Genomic DNA, 15,006 nt, shown 5'->3' with positions numbered 1-15,006 from the left:
ATTTGCCTGGCTTTTTAGTTATCATGTATAATTTTAGCTACATCCAGTGGTTGTTCCACAATCTTGACAAACCTTACATGTACCATTTCTCACTAAGTTTGTACTTGAACAGTTTGAACAAACCTCGGAGTAAATACGCTCACCTTTTATTTCTGATTTCCCATGGTCAATAGAAGTAGTAGATACTTCATTATGATGAATTATTGGTTTTACCATATCCTTAGGGTTAGGTTTAATTTGGCAACGAGAATAGTCACCAAGCTCAATATCTATAACTTTACTGATTAAGTCAGAGATGGAGCTAACATGCTTAATGTAAGGATGTTTTTGCACAAAGCCATAAGGTTCATATTTTTGGCCTCTAAGCATTTTAGCAATATCTGCTGCAGGAACGTGATATTGTAGCATTACAGAAATAGATTTAGAAAGAGAATTTAAGAGTCCAGTTATTATAGTTCCTTCTCTATCTGTAGTTATATAAATTTCAGAAATTTCCCCATTTGTTCTTCTATTAACTGTAGTGTATATTTTAACATCATCTATTTGAGCAGGATGAGTAGTTCCAAATCTAATACCAATTGGTTTTTCACGAGTAAATACAGTAGATGAAGTAGTTTGATTTTGTAGTTCTTTAGCTTTAGATAAAAGCTCTTCATAAGTTAGCTTTTCTAAATCTGCATCATTTTCTTCTTCTAAAACTGTATTTAAAGGTTGACTAGCTTTGCATCCATCTCTATAAAGAGATATTCCTTTTACCCCAAGGTTCCAAGAATCAAGGACAACCTTTTTAAAGTCATCTACAGTAGCTGTTTTAGGTAGGTTTACCGTCTTAGAAACTGAACCAGATATAAGAGGTGTGATGGCAGCCATCATTAGAACGTGTCCCATAGGCTTAATATATCTCTCACCACTTCCACATTTGTTTGCTGTATCAAAAATGTGAATATGTTCTTCTTTAAGATGAGGAGCTCCTTCAATTTTACCATCTATAATTTTTTCATACTCATATCCATTTTCATTAACCATTTCTTTTCTAAGAATATAATCTACTATGTCTTTAATTTCATCTTGTGAGTATCCAAGGTTATCAAGGGCATCTTCTATAATTGGATTTACTATAGTCATAAATCCACCACCGGATAATTTTTTATAAACAAAGTGGGAGAAGTATGGTTCAATAGAAGTAGCACCACAATCCATAGCAAATGAAATTGTTCCAGTTGGAGCTATTACAGATACTTGAGCATTTCTATATCCAAATTTCTCACCATACTCTACAGCTTCTTGCCAAAGAGTTTTTAAAAGTTCAGATAGCTCAGTATTACCTTCTACCTTAAGAATTTCATGATTAACTTCCACAGGGCTATAGTGAAGGTCTTCGTATTCACTATCTAGCGCTCCTGCAACCCTTCCATGATTTCTTATTACTCTAAGCATTGCATCTTTATTAATGTCATATTTTTCGAATGGTCCTACTTTTTCAGCCATAAGGGCAGAAGTAACGTAAGAAGCTCCAGTAAGCACTCCAATTAGAGAAGCAGTTAATTGTCTAGCTTCTTCTGAATCGTAAGCATAACCCATTACCATAAGAAGAGAAGCTAGGTTTGCAATTCCAAGACCTGTTGTTCTAAACATATATGTTTTTCTTGCAATATCTTCTGTTGGGAATTGACCCCAGTGAACAGAAGATTCAAGCATAAGTTGTAGCAAAGATACCATATGAACATATCCATCTAAATCAAATACTTTACTATCCTTGTTATAGAACTTATATATATTAATTGAAGCTAAGTTACAAGATGTATCATCTAAGAAAGCATATTCACCACATGGGTTAGTAGAATTTAATCTATTATGCTTTGCACCAAGGTCTCCATCTTCACCACCGGGACATGTATGCCAAGCGTTGAAGGTATCATCAAATTGAGGTGCTGGGTCAGCACATTGCCATGAAGCTAAGTTGAATTCGTCCCATAGCTCACTAACTTTAACATCCTTATTAATTTTTTCATCTATTCTTCCCTTTAAAGTTATTACTTCATCTGGATTTTCAGATAGATTTTCAACTTTTTTCATGAATTCATCGCTGAATCTTATAGAGTTATTACCGTTTTGACCGGATACAGTTTCATAAGCTTCGCCTTCAAAGGAAGCATCATAGCCCATTTTACCTAAAGCACGAACCTTATCTTCTTCTCTAGCCTTCCAATTTATAAATTCTCTAATTTCTGGGTGATCTATATCAAGGCAAACCATTTTAGCTGCACGTCTTGTAGTACCACCAGATTTTATAGTTCCAGCATTTCTATCAAAGCCCTTTAAAAAGCTCATAACACCTGAAGAAATTCCACCAGCAGAAAGCTTTTCGTCTTTAGCTCTAAGAGTTGAATAGTTAGTTCCACATCCAGAACCACCCTTAAATAGTTTAGTTTCTGTTACATATTGCTCAGAAATTGAATGAGGTCCTAAAAGTTTATCTTGTATAGATAAAATAAAGCAAGCAGAAGCTTGAGTTCTAGTATAGTTATCTACGCTTTTAACAACTTTTTTTAAGTTCTCATCATAATAAAAATGACCTTGATGCTCACCAGCTATATCATAAGAAAGCTTTAATCCAGTATTAAACCATTGGGGTGAATTTGGTGCATACATTTGATTTAAGAAGCAATAAACTAATTCATCATAAAGTATTGTAAACTCCTCATCATTAGTTATTAAACCTTCATCCTTTAGAGATGCACACCAAAAATTAACTAATCTATGTGCCACCATTTTAAGACTATTTTCATAGCCTACTTCATTAGGTACTAAAGCTCTTTTGAAATATTTAGAAGCAATTATATCACAAGCATTTTGTGAATAGTGAATTGGAAATTCTAAGTCCTTCATATCTACGAGAATGGTACCTTTTTTATAGTCTTTTAAAATTACGTCAACTTTTTTCCACTGGAATAAATCGTATACTGTCAAATCTTTATTAGTTTCTAACTCTTTTGTGTAGTATCTTTTTATTATATTGTTAATACTCTTCATTATAAAAGCTAATCACACTGTTATGATTAGCAAGTCACCCCCTAAATACTTCATATACTATATATTGTGTCCGAAATGTGCTTTTGCACTATATGTTGTATTATATTATATAATTTTTTTTCTTACAACTATTGAAATTTCCATTAAACTGTGCTTGTTCACACCTGAAAATAGCCTTAAATTAAGTAGATTTCAGTACCCTAACCACTTCAACTGATTAACTAATAAAATTTTATGACAAAGTTATAAAAATTATTACAAACTAATATAATTTCATAATACATATGGAAAAATAAATACATAATTCAGTAATTAGGTGATGAATAATAGGAAAAAATAAATTATTACACAATAGACTTTTAAATTATGGTATCATTACCTTATATAAAAGATAATAATTATTGTTGTGTTCATATAGTTTTAAGAAATTAAAATGGTTGAATGAAAATTATGGAAATTTCAAGTATAAAGGATGGATGGAAAATGATAAAAGCAATTAAAGGGAATACACCAATTATAGATGATACATGTTTTATAGCAGAAAATGCAACGGTAATAGGGGATGTAACTATAGGAGAAAATACTAATGTATGGTATAGCGTGGTAATTAGAAGTGATATGGATACCACCAGTATAGGAAAAAATACTAACATTCAAGAAAATTCTACAGTACATAATGATTTTGGAATATCAACTAGGATAGGAGATAATGTTACCATAGGTCATAACTGCATAATTCATGGGTGTAATGTAGGAAATAATGTGTTAGTAGGAATGGGATCAATAATACTAAATGGTGCTGAAATAGGAGATAATACAATTATAGGAGCAGGAAGCCTTGTAACTCAAAACAAAATAATCCCAAGTGGAGTATTATGTATAGGAAGCCCTGCTAAGGTGGTAAGGGAGTTAACAGAAGAAGAAATTAAATCTATAAAGTCTTCAGCTGAGAATTATGTTAATATGGGAAGAGAGCATAAAGAAATTCAAGAGTGAAATAATGCTATTGAAGCAATACAAGTAGCCTTATAATAAGCAATTTGAATTTTATGTAGTTTTAGATAATAAAATTATGCTAGGAGAGATAGTTTTGATAAAGTTAGATGTAATAAAAAAAATGACTACAGAAGAAAAATATAAATACATGTTAATCCTCTTAGAAGGCCAGTTAAGTTCGGAAAAAGATATATATGCAAATATTTCTAATGCATCTGCCATTATATATGCTATTTTTGATAAATTAAATTGGAGTGGATTTTACTTTGTAAAAAATGAAGAGCTAGTTTTAGGGCCATTTCAAGGTTTACCAGCTTGTAATAGAATAGCTATAGGAAAAGGCGTATGTGGAACAGCAGTAGCAACTAAGAAAATTCAAAGAATAGATAATGTTCATGATTTTCCAGGACACATTGCCTGTGATTCGGCATCAAATTCTGAAATAGTAATTCCAATAATAAAAGATGATGTGGTTTATGGAGTACTAGATATAGATAGTTATGAATTTAACACATTTACAGAATTAGAAGAGAAATATTTAATAAAATTTGTAGATAAGCTTAATAAATATATTGATTGGAGTCAATTATAAATATAAGCAAAGTTTTAAAAGTGGATAGGAGAAAATAAATGATAGAATTAGGAAAAATTAATACTCTTAAAGTATCAAGAAGTTGTGAATTTGGATATTATTTAGATGCAGAGGGAAAGACAACTTCTGAAGACATACTAATACCAAAGGGAAATATAGTGGGTGAAATAGGCGTAGAGGATGAAGTAGATGTATTTGTATACCGAGACTCTAAGGACAGACCTATAGCTACTATGAAGCCAGTAGAAGCTCAAGTAGGAGAGTTAGCTTACTTAAAAGTAGTAGATAAGACTGGAATAGGATACTTTATTAGCATAGGTATAGAAAGGGATGTATTAGTTCCATTTAGGGAAGCACCCGTTGAATTAGAAGTAGACAAAAAATATTTATTTTATCTATATGTAGATAAAACTAACAGAATAGCTGCAACAACTAGAGTAGATAGATACTTACATGATACTACTCATTATAATGTTGGAGAAGAGGTAGAAGGCGTAGTTTATGGAAAACATTCTAATGGAAATTTAGTTGTAGCTATAGACAATACATTCAGAGGAATTATATTAAAAAGTGAATGTTATGACGACATTTCCATTGGTGATAAAATAAAGGCTAGAGTAAAGAAATACTTTGATGATGGTAAAATTCAAATCACCACAAGAAAACCTCGTCTTGAGGAAATGGGAGAATTAGAGGAGGTTATTCTTAGCTACTTAAAGAAGAACCAAGGTTCAATGAGATTTAATGATAAGTCTAATCCAGATGATATAAAAAAATATTTTAAGGCTAGCAAGAATGCCTTTAAGAGATCTTTAGGGGCACTGATGAAAAAAGGACTTATAGAGCAAGATGAAAATGGTACTAGGTTAAAATAAAATATGAATAAAGTTAAAAGCTATCTCAGAATTATTTTGAGGTAGCTTTTTAAGTAATATTATATTTATTGAATAACAATAAATATTTATTGACGTAAAAAGCCTCTTGTGATAAGCTTTGGTTAGAGGTGATAAATTTGAAAAATATGTTATTTAGAAAGATACTATATATTGTATCAGTTTTATCAGTAGTTATAACTATAATAGCTGGAGCAACATTACCTAATATAGTAAATTGGTATCTTAGTAATATATCTACTGCTGGGTTAGATATAGGTGGAGGAATAAAAATATTCTTATATATAACTTATATACCATTTTTATTAATACTTATTTCAGTAATGAAATTAAGTGGAAAGCTATTAAAAGGAAGTCCTTTTTGTAAAGAGAGTATAAAGTCGCTAAAGGTGATAAGTATATGCTCATTCATAGCTTTTGTTACTTATTTAGCAGGAACAATATTCTTATATAAAAATTTAATTTGTATAGTTATAACTTTTGCTACCATGATGGTATTTATCATTTCTTCAGTAGTAAGAGAGCTTATAAATAATGGAATTGAACTACAAGAAGAAAATGATCTTACTATATAAGGAAGGTGGATTAATTGATAATTGTTAACGTAGATGTAATGATGGCTAAGAGAAAGATGAGCGCTACTGAACTTTCAGAAAAAGTTGGCATAACAATGGCTAACTTATCTATTTTAAAAAATAATAAGGCAAAGGCAATAAGATTTACTACTTTAGAAGCTATATGTAAGGCCTTGGATTGTCAACCTGGTGATATATTGGAATATAAGGAGGAGTAATGAAGAAGAAAGTTTTAGCTACAATATTAGAGATTGTAGTTACGATAATTTTACTATTAACTTATATTAAAGTAAGACCTATAATACTTCCAACCTACACAGAATGCCTAGAAGCCAATTGGAACATAAAATTACCTAAACCAGATAAACTAACTCTCATAGGAAGTACTAGAGGGGGTTTTGGCGGTGATGGAGATGAAATTAATGAAGTAATTTACCATGATGAAGAAGACTTAGAGAAATTAAATAATTCTTTTCAGTGGTTTAACTATGAGGAGATACCTTTTAAAATATCCTATGATGGTGTTATGCTATTAGAAGATAGAGATAAAATAAATCATAAGGAAATTAGTATATCTGATGGTAATCCTGAAAAAGTAATAGAAAAACTAAGCAAAGAAGCTAAATATTTTTATATGGATAAAAATAATAAAAGTGATTTTATTGTATTTATTTTAGATGGTAATACTTTAGAAATATACGAATCTTATAGATGATTTAAGACTAAATAAAAGGATTGGAACTTCCAATCCTTTTATTGTATTAAGTTTTAATTTATAGTTTACTTACTCTAAAAATAGTGTCTAACTTATTATATCCAATAGCATCAGGCAAAAGGTTAGAAAGTTTTGAGTATATCTCCATAGTTATATTAGGATCAACATCTTTAAAGGTTTCTATCATTTCAGAATAGAGAGTTCTAAGTTCTTCAATATCATTTAGTCCCCTATATATTTGTTCTAAAAGACTATATCCTAGTAGTAAAGCTTCACTGTGAGAATATTCTTTAGCCAGATTTAATCCATATTTAATTTTAGATATAGCCTCTTTATTAGAATCGATTTTCATATATAACTTAGCCATATACATTAATGTACTGTCAAGACTATCTTTATCATTAGAAGTTTTAAAATCTATGGCCTTATTAAAATACTTTAGAGAATCATCATTATTATTTGCATCTGAATAGGCTAATGCCAAATTATTATAGATATATCCTTTATAGATTCCTAATTTATCTCCAAAGGTATGAAGAAGCTCTTTATATAGAGTTATGGCTTGAAAATTAGAACTATTACTAAGATAACAGTTAGCTTTTAAAATTGTTCCTTGAATATATCTGGTTAGGTCATTATTAATATCAACAGCACCTAATAATTTATCTATATAAAGAATAGAATTATCAAAATCATTTAACTTTTTATAGGTTAAAGCTATATTATAGGTACAATTATAATAATTATTTTTATCCTTATTTTCTAAAGTAAAAGAGTGGCATGTACATAGATATGCTAAGGCCTCTTCATAACAAAGGGTTTTGATTTTACACTTAGCTAATTTATTATATATAAATATCATATCATCATCTTTGGTAGGAATAGCATTATATAATTCTAAGGTTTTAGCATAGAATACAAAAGCTTCATTAAATAGATTTTTATCATATAAGAGATTTCCCTTTTTAATATACAGAGAAGGAAGTATATCTATTAACTTATTAAGTTCTCCAATATGAATTACCTCATCAAGTTCATCAGCAGTTAAATTTAACCTAAGTTTATCCGTGCAATAAGTTCTAGCTTTAGTTTCTTCACTTAATATCAAATCATTCATCCCCTTATTCAAGTAAAATAAAAATCCTTTTACTCATATTTAAGCAAATTAAATTATGTTCATATATATTAGTCTATAGTAACTTAACAATTAGTGCAACATTTGGATAATAGAAATGAAATGAAATTATCAATAACAAAATACTATGTATATCATAAAAATATAAGGAAAATTTTATGTATAAATAAAGAAAGATGGTAAAATTAACTATATAGAAAATTGTTGTAACTACAAATCCTATGTTGTCATCATTATGTCATTTTTTGAACATGAAAGTTTTAGAAATTTATAATATTTTATAAGTTTGCATAAGTATACGTATTTTAAATAAAAAAGTGATTCAAAATTTTGAATCACTTTTTTATAAAAGTTTTTGAACATTGTTAGCTTCGTATAAAATTTCTTTAGATTTATCATATTTCCCAATATCCATATACAGTAGAGACAGCTTTATGTAAATACCTAAAACTTTAACTACATCTATTTCTTTTAAAATTTCTACTAATACAAGATATATCTCTTCAAGTTTATTTTTATCATTTAATTTTATATAAATATCTTCCAATATAGAGTAGCCTCTTATTAAAAACTCTATGTTAGAATATTTCTCAGATAAAGCTATACCTTCATACAATAGTTCTATAGCCTTATCATATGAATTTTCTTTTACATATGCAGAAGACATATCTATAATACTAGAATTCAAATTTTTAATATCATGTACTTTTCTAAAGCTAATTGATCTATTAAAATAGTCAATAGATTTATCTATTTCATTTATCTCACAATAAATACATCCTATATTATTATAAATCAATCCTAAGTGAACTCCAATATTTTCACTAAAGTTATTTAGAATATCAAAATATATAGTTAAAGCAAGGTGGTAATCTTTTTTCTTAAGATAACAATTACACTTTAAGATAATGCTAATTATATACACGTTTATATTGGTATCACAATCACATATATTTAGCAACTCATCTATATATATAAGAGCATTATCATATTCACCTAATTTTTTATATACAAGAGCTATATTATATAAACAATTTCTAAGATTAGTATCGTCATTAAACTCTTTACAATAGGAATAGGCTTTAAATAAATATGTGAGAGCTTCTTCATAGGATAGAGTCATAATCTTGCATTTAGAAAGCTTAATATATGCAAAAGATTTATTACTGTTATCTTTATTATCATTATGAATTTCTAGTATTTTATAGTAATATACAAAGGCGGTATTATATGAATTTTCATCATATAGTAGATTTCCCTTTAATAAGTAAGATTTTAAAAGTATGTCTTCTAATTTGTATTTTTCACCTATTTTTATAACTTCATCTAAATTTTTATGACTTAAGGTTAAATCTAATTTCATATGACAATAGTTTCGTGCTTCTTCTTTTTCAGGAAGAAGTAAATAATTTACATCTAAATTGATATTAGTTTCAAGCTCATCAGCTTTGTTTTGCATAAACTTAAGATAATTTGCTAAGGTTACTCCGGTAAGATTTCTTTTATCACTTTCAACCATACTAATATAATTTCTAGAAACACCGATTTCTTCTAGTTCTACTTGTTTGATATTTAGTTGTTGTCTAAGAGCTTTTAATCTTTTTCCAGGACTTAAGAAATCCAAATCCTTCACCCCCTTATTTAAATAAATATAGTTAATTATATTTTATAGGTAATTATATGTAAAGGCAATGCATAATTAGTTCCAGTATATGTATTAAATTTACTATTTCACCTATTGTACCATTAGTATTCTTAGCTATATCTATAATAAAGTTTTATTATAGATATAGCTAAAATTTAATAGTGTAAGAAATTAATCTGTTAATAATTATAAGTTGTAAATTTGTATAGATATGGGCGCTTGTCCTAGTGGACCCTCTTCTTGACCTACATCATATAATGAAATTCCGATAAAAGCAGTTAAAGTTAGTGCACATAAAAATACTATACCTTTAGTAAGTTTAGTTTTCATAAAATTCACTCCTTTAATATTAATATTTATATTAAGCTTTAAAATTATGAACAAGATAAAGTTGAGAATTATTTTAATGCACAATGTATCTTAAAAAAGTATATAATTAACAGTTACTTTTTATAAAATATTATTTATATGTCGATATAAGATGATTATTAGTATATATTTAAAATACATTCACAGTAATTAATTATATTTTATAACATAATATGTATAATTACAATAATAAAATATAAAAAGTAACAACAAATTTACGTCATAAATCTCTCCTCATTGTATAAATATGTATAAAAATGAAAAAGTAATTAAAATGTATTATAATTTAAATGTAACTCATAAAAGACATTAATACTGCCTTTTATGAGTTACTTGTAATTTTATTGAAATTTGTCTTTTTTTATTTATCTTTGATAAATAGTTTAATTATTTCATTTATAACTAAAGGTATTAAGCTTAGAACAATAACAAGTCCCCAATCTGCTAAAGTTAGTGGTATAACATTGAACATTCTAGCAATTGGCGGTATATAAATAACTGCCATTTGTAATGCGATACCAACAACCATTGCATAGATTAAATACATATTTGAGAACAAACCAATTTTAAATATGGATTTATCTGAACTTCTCATATTTAAAGAATGAATCAGTTGAGTTCCACTAAGAACTACAAAGGCTATAGTTTGAGCATGCATCAAAGCTTCAGGATTGTTAGCTATGTTAACAAGAGTAACTCCGGCATCTCCGTATTTGTTAACTCCATAAATGAAACCTATAAGGGTTAATATACCAATTAACACACCATTAAATAAAAGAGTAAATAAAGAACCCTTAAATAAACTATCCTTAGGACTTCTTGGTTTATGTTTCATAACATCCTTATCACCAGGGTCTACACCTAGGGCAAGAGCTGGGAAGGAGTCTGTTATAAGATTAACCCATAATATATGAGTTGCATTAAGTGGTGCAGCCCATCCGAAGAGAATACCAAAGAATAGAGCAACAATCTCACCGGCATTACAAGAAATTAAGAATATTACAGATTTTTTTATGTTATTAAATATATTCCTACCTTCTTCAATAGCTGCTACTATGGTAGAAAAGTTATCATCTGTTAATACCATGTCAGAGGCACCTTTAGCAACGTCAGTACCTGTGATACCCATAGCTACACCAATATCAGCAGCCTTTAAGGATGGAGCATCATTAACTCCGTCGCCAGTCATAGATACAATATTTCCTTTAGATTTAAAGGCTTTAACTATTCTAACCTTATGCTCAGGAGATACTCTAGCAAAAACTCTTAGATTTTCACATCTACTTGAAAGTTCCTCATCAGTTAAGTTATCTATGTCAGCACCACTAGCTACTTGGTTTATATCCTCTGCAATAGATAGTTCCTTAGCGATAGCAAAGGCTGTATTTTTATGGTCACCAGTAATCATTATAGTTTTTATGCCAGAAGTTTTACAAATTTCTATAGAGTCTTTAACTTCTAGTCTAGGAGGGTCTATCATACCAATAAGACCAATGAATGTTAAGTCTTTTTCCAATTCATCAACTTCTACATGGGTAGAGTTAACAGTTTTAAAAGCAGCACCTAGAACTCTTAAAGCATCGTCTGACATAGCTGTAGCAACTTTTAAGAAACCATTTTTAATTTCTTCAGTCATAGGTACAACTTCACCATTAATATAAGCAGAAGTACATATATTAATAAGATTATCAGTAGCACCCTTAGTCATTACATTAAATTTATCTTCATAAGAGTTTACCGTAGTCATTAATTTTCTGTCAGAATCAAAAGGTATTTCATCAACTCTTTTATGAGTTTTATCTAACTCTTCTTTAAAAACGTTAAACATATTTCCCATATCTAAAAGTGCTATTTCTGTTGGATCTCCAGTTTTTGATGTAGCCGTAGAAGTAGCATCATTACAAAGGACTATGTTTTCAAGTAAAAGTTTTTCGCCATCATTATTTATATTGAATTCCTTAACTTCTTTTAGTTTATTATCTGCAAAGTATTTAACTACTGTCATTTTATTTTGAGTTAATGTACCAGTTTTATCAGAGCATATAATATTCACAGAACCTAAAGTTTCTACAGAAGGTAATTTTCTAATAATAGCATTTTGCTTTATCATTCTTTGAACACCTAAAGCAAGAACTATAGTTACAATAGCAGCAAGACCTTCAGGAATAGCCGCAACAGCAAGGCTGATAGAAATCATGAACATATCAGTAACAGCTCTATCTTGTAATAAACCGACTGCAAACATAATAGCACAGATACCAATAGCAGCAATACCTAAAACTTTTCCCAGTTGTTCAAGTTTCTTTTGAAGAGGTGTAAGCTCATTTTCACCTTCATCAAGCATTTTAGCTATTTTACCAATTTCAGTATTCATACCTGTAGCTACAGCTATACCTGTAGCTCTACCATAGGTAGCTAAGGTAGACATAAATACCATGTTCTTTTTATCACCAAGAGATACTTTTTCATCTTCAAGGATAAGATTTGCATTCTTGTCTACAGGAACAGACTCACCAGTAAGGGCAGATTCTTCTACCTTAAGGTTAGCACTTTCTATAAGACGAATATCACAAGGAATAAATCTACCTGCATCGATGATAATTACATCACCAGGGACTACTTCCTCTGAAGGAATTTCTATTAATTCTCCATTACGCTTTACTATAGCCTTTGGTGTTGATAATTCCTTTAATGCATCAAGGGCCTTCTCGGCTTTAGACTCTTGAATCATTCCAACTGTTGCATTAACTAAAATAACAATACCGATAATAATTGCATCACTTATTTCTTTTCCTACAACTACAGATAGTATAGCTGCAACTATAAGGATATAAATTAGAATATCATTTAGTTGTGCAAAGAATAGTTGGACTTTAGTTTTTTTCTTTTTTGATGCCAGTTTATTAGACCCATACTTGGACCTAATTTCCTCAACTTGAGATGAAGTAAGACCAGTATCTGGGTTGGTGTTAAACTTACCTATAACATCGTCAATAGAGTCATTAAAATACATAAAATCACCTCATAATTAATAGTGTTAAGCCATACTCTAAATCTAAGATTTAGTTAGTAAAACTTACATAGATTTAATAAAAGATATTCTTTTATTAATATTTGCAAAAACATAATCACATATGTAGGTAATGTATGTAAAAAGAAAAGACTCATATATAGCGTAAGCACTATACATGAGTCTCATTATTTAATGCAAAGCCAGACTTAAAGCCAAGATGTTGACATTGCCATAGGATAATCCTACTAATTACTCCCTCATATGTAATTATATTTTATACATTAATTATAAGGGATGTACTAATAAATTACAAGATATTTTTTATTAAAACTTAGCAAGCAAATTAGGGATCATTCCATAGAATAATATACCTAATAATGCTGCAATAACAATAATTAATATAGGATGAATTTTAGTTTTATAAAGTAGAAAACCAATAATTGCTGCTATTATTAAACTGTTTAAATCTCTATAGGACTCGTAGCTAAGAGTTATAAATACAGAAATTATAAGTCCAATAAGAGCAGGTCTCATTCCTTTTAAGGCATGAGCTAGTATCTTTGAATTTTTAAATTTATTAAAGAAGTAATTAGCAAAGGATATGAGTATGAAGGATGTAGTGACAACCCCTAGTGTAGATAGAACACTTCCTATAATTCCGCCAGTTTTATAGCCTACAAAGGTTGCAGCATTTATAGCTATAGGACCAGGAGTCATTTGAGATATACCTATGATATCCATGAAATCTGTTTGAGATAGCCAAGCATTGTTGTCTACAATTTCCTTTTGAATTAAAGGAAGCATAGCGTATCCACCACCAAAGCCGAAGGTTCCAATTTTAAGAAAGGCTAAATATAGCTTTAGTAATAGCATCTAATTTTCCTCCTTTGTATTTTTATAATTATCAATGTGGTGATTTCTATTAATATATATTCCATATACAGCAGCAATAAGAATTAAATATACAGGATTAACATTCATAAATACACTAAGAATTACAGTGACTATTACAATAATTATATTAACAGCTGTTTTATCTAAAACCTTTGCCAAGCTATTTACACCTACTAAAATTAGAAGGGGAACGGCAGCATTGATGCCTTTAAAGATAAGTTCAATGACATAAAGGTTTCTGAATTTACTGAAGGCCATAGCTATAATTACTATAATGATAAAGGAGGGAAGGGCTACACCTAAAAGTCCTAGGATAGCTCCTAGAACTCCATTAATTTTGTATCCAATGAAGGTACAGCTATTTATTGCTAAGGCTCCAGGAAAGCTTTGAGATATAGCTATTATATCTATAAATTCATCTTTGTCTATCCAATGGTTTTTATCTACAACTTCTCTTTCAATAAGTGGAATCATGGCATAACCACCACCAAAGGTAAAGGCACCTATCTTAAAGAAGGTTATAAACATATTAATTAAAGTTTTCATAATTGCCTCCTAAATTAATTTAATCTGTAAATAGTAAGAAAATATAGCTAAAATCCTTAACCTTATTTATAATATAATTAAAGGACAAGGGGGTGTTCACATGGAGATATCAAAAGTAGGAAGAAATACTCCAATACAAAGAGAAAGTAAAGTTGTAAATAACAAACAGGACTTCTCTAAAAATTTTAGCTTTGCTAGAGAGCAAAAGTCAGAAGAAGATCTTAAGAAAATGCTTAAAAATATAAAATCTAAAGGTAGCAGACTTGTAATTTCAAAGTGCTATGCTGATGTTAGAGCTTATAAAAAAGAAATAAAAGAATATCTAGAATCAGTACTTTCATTTATGTATTCCATAAAAAAGGATATAAGCTTTTGGCAAACTCAATACTTTGTTACAGTAGAGACTATTGACAATAAATTAGAAGAACTAACACAGATGCTACTTAATGAAGAACGAGAAAACTTAGATATAGCTAGCACTATAGATGAAATATCAGGTCTCATTGTAGATATTTATAGATAATTATAAATTAATATCTCTAATTATCTTCATTATTAAGTTATACTATAATTTAATATTTTATATATTAAGTTAAGGAC

14 protein-coding genes are annotated in these 15,006 nt (G+C 29.1%); 7 read left to right on the top strand and 7 right to left on the bottom strand.

Features of this window, described 5'->3' with window-relative positions; genetic code table 11:
* Positions 1 to 33: 33 nt before the first annotated feature.
* Positions 34 to 3,033 (bottom strand): vitamin B12-dependent ribonucleotide reductase, encoded by a 3,000-nt coding sequence (locus tag B2S02_RS06775; protein ID WP_346920467.1) that lies wholly within the window; start codon positions 3,031 to 3,033, stop codon positions 34 to 36.
* Positions 3,034 to 3,516: 483 nt separating this feature from the next.
* On the opposite strand from B2S02_RS06775, the gene B2S02_RS06770 reads away from it, so the two are divergent.
* The 6 genes from B2S02_RS06770 (at position 3,517) to B2S02_RS06745 (ending at position 6,804) form a co-directional block, all read left to right on the top strand.
* Complete coding sequence (locus B2S02_RS06770) at positions 3,517 to 4,029, top strand: gamma carbonic anhydrase family protein (protein ID WP_346848698.1); 513 nt, start codon at positions 3,517 to 3,519, stop codon at positions 4,027 to 4,029.
* 94 nt (positions 4,030 to 4,123) lie between these two features.
* Positions 4,124 to 4,621 (top strand): GAF domain-containing protein, encoded by a 498-nt coding sequence (locus B2S02_RS06765; RefSeq protein ID WP_346848548.1) that lies wholly within the window; start codon positions 4,124 to 4,126, stop codon positions 4,619 to 4,621.
* Between the two features lie 38 nt (positions 4,622 to 4,659).
* On the top strand, positions 4,660 to 5,496 hold the full coding sequence (locus tag B2S02_RS06760) for a CvfB family protein (protein ID WP_346877752.1): 837 nt from the start codon (positions 4,660 to 4,662) through the stop codon (positions 5,494 to 5,496).
* A 146-nt stretch (positions 5,497 to 5,642) separates the two neighbouring features.
* Entirely contained in the window at positions 5,643 to 6,089 is a 447-nt protein-coding gene (locus B2S02_RS06755; protein ID WP_346879563.1) for a DUF2975 domain-containing protein, read from the top strand.
* Positions 6,090 to 6,127: 38 nt separating this feature from the next.
* Positions 6,128 to 6,307: a helix-turn-helix domain-containing protein gene (locus tag B2S02_RS06750; protein WP_035133168.1), complete on the top strand. Its 180-nt coding sequence runs from the start codon at positions 6,128 to 6,130 to the stop codon at positions 6,305 to 6,307.
* A complete protein-coding gene (locus tag B2S02_RS06745) occupies positions 6,307 to 6,804 on the top strand; it encodes a hypothetical protein (RefSeq protein ID WP_346920466.1) in 498 nt (165 codons plus the stop codon). Before B2S02_RS06750 ends, B2S02_RS06745 begins: the two co-directional genes overlap by 1 nt.
* Positions 6,805 to 6,862: 58 nt before the next feature.
* Here B2S02_RS06745 and B2S02_RS06740 read toward each other — a convergent pair whose 3' ends face one another.
* From B2S02_RS06740 to B2S02_RS06715, 6 genes are all read right to left on the bottom strand, one after another.
* Complete coding sequence (locus B2S02_RS06740; protein WP_346920465.1) at positions 6,863 to 7,921, bottom strand: hypothetical protein; 1,059 nt, start codon at positions 7,919 to 7,921, stop codon at positions 6,863 to 6,865.
* Between the two features lie 361 nt (positions 7,922 to 8,282).
* Positions 8,283 to 9,563, bottom strand: a complete 1,281-nt coding sequence (locus tag B2S02_RS06735; RefSeq protein WP_346879518.1) for a helix-turn-helix domain-containing protein — start codon at positions 9,561 to 9,563, stop codon at positions 8,283 to 8,285.
* Between the two features lie 207 nt (positions 9,564 to 9,770).
* Entirely contained in the window at positions 9,771 to 9,914 is a 144-nt protein-coding gene (locus B2S02_RS06730) for a hypothetical protein (RefSeq protein WP_346879519.1), read from the bottom strand.
* Between the two features lie 400 nt (positions 9,915 to 10,314).
* Positions 10,315 to 12,966 (bottom strand): cation-translocating P-type ATPase, encoded by a 2,652-nt coding sequence (locus tag B2S02_RS06725; protein WP_346848554.1) that lies wholly within the window; start codon positions 12,964 to 12,966, stop codon positions 10,315 to 10,317.
* 324 nt (positions 12,967 to 13,290) lie between these two features.
* Positions 13,291 to 13,839, bottom strand: a complete 549-nt coding sequence (locus tag B2S02_RS06720; RefSeq protein WP_346879520.1) for a chromate transporter — start codon at positions 13,837 to 13,839, stop codon at positions 13,291 to 13,293.
* Positions 13,840 to 14,406, bottom strand: coding sequence for a chromate transporter (locus tag B2S02_RS06715; RefSeq protein WP_346848556.1), 567 nt, complete (start codon positions 14,404 to 14,406; stop codon positions 13,840 to 13,842). It abuts the gene before it with no gap.
* Positions 14,407 to 14,506: 100 nt separating this feature from the next.
* Between B2S02_RS06715 and B2S02_RS06710 the strand changes: the two genes are divergently transcribed.
* Positions 14,507 to 14,929, top strand: coding sequence for a DUF327 family protein (locus B2S02_RS06710; RefSeq protein WP_150846056.1), 423 nt, complete (start codon positions 14,507 to 14,509; stop codon positions 14,927 to 14,929).
* Positions 14,930 to 15,006 lie beyond the last annotated feature (77 nt).

The organism is Clostridium sp. UBA7339 (assembly GCF_002470865.1).
Lineage (GTDB): Bacteria > Bacillota > Clostridia > Clostridiales > Clostridiaceae > Clostridium_J > Clostridium_J sulfidigenes.
The sequence above is the reverse complement of the archived record's forward strand: the minus strand, read 5'-3'. Positions and strand labels throughout refer to the sequence as shown.

Coding starts and splice junctions, on each gene's coding strand:
- B2S02_RS06725 (WP_346848554.1), bottom strand. CDS start 12,966: ATGTATTTTAATGACTCTATTGACGATGTTATAGGTAAGTTTAACACC.
- B2S02_RS06740 (WP_346920465.1), bottom strand. CDS start 7,921: ATGAATGATTTGATATTAAGTGAAGAAACTAAAGCTAGAACTTATTGC.
- B2S02_RS06715 (WP_346848556.1), bottom strand. CDS start 14,406: ATGAAAACTTTAATTAATATGTTTATAACCTTCTTTAAGATAGGTGCC.
- B2S02_RS06775 (WP_346920467.1), bottom strand. CDS start 3,033: ATGAAGAGTATTAACAATATAATAAAAAGATACTACACAAAAGAGTTA.
- B2S02_RS06750 (WP_035133168.1), top strand. CDS start 6,128: ATGATGGCTAAGAGAAAGATGAGCGCTACTGAACTTTCAGAAAAAGTT.
- B2S02_RS06720 (WP_346879520.1), bottom strand. CDS start 13,839: ATGCTATTACTAAAGCTATATTTAGCCTTTCTTAAAATTGGAACCTTC.
- B2S02_RS06730 (WP_346879519.1), bottom strand. CDS start 9,914: ATGAAAACTAAACTTACTAAAGGTATAGTATTTTTATGTGCACTAACT.
- B2S02_RS06760 (WP_346877752.1), top strand. CDS start 4,660: ATGATAGAATTAGGAAAAATTAATACTCTTAAAGTATCAAGAAGTTGT.
- B2S02_RS06710 (WP_150846056.1), top strand. CDS start 14,507: ATGGAGATATCAAAAGTAGGAAGAAATACTCCAATACAAAGAGAAAGT.
- B2S02_RS06770 (WP_346848698.1), top strand. CDS start 3,517: ATGATAAAAGCAATTAAAGGGAATACACCAATTATAGATGATACATGT.
- B2S02_RS06745 (WP_346920466.1), top strand. CDS start 6,307: ATGAAGAAGAAAGTTTTAGCTACAATATTAGAGATTGTAGTTACGATA.
- B2S02_RS06755 (WP_346879563.1), top strand. CDS start 5,643: ATGTTATTTAGAAAGATACTATATATTGTATCAGTTTTATCAGTAGTT.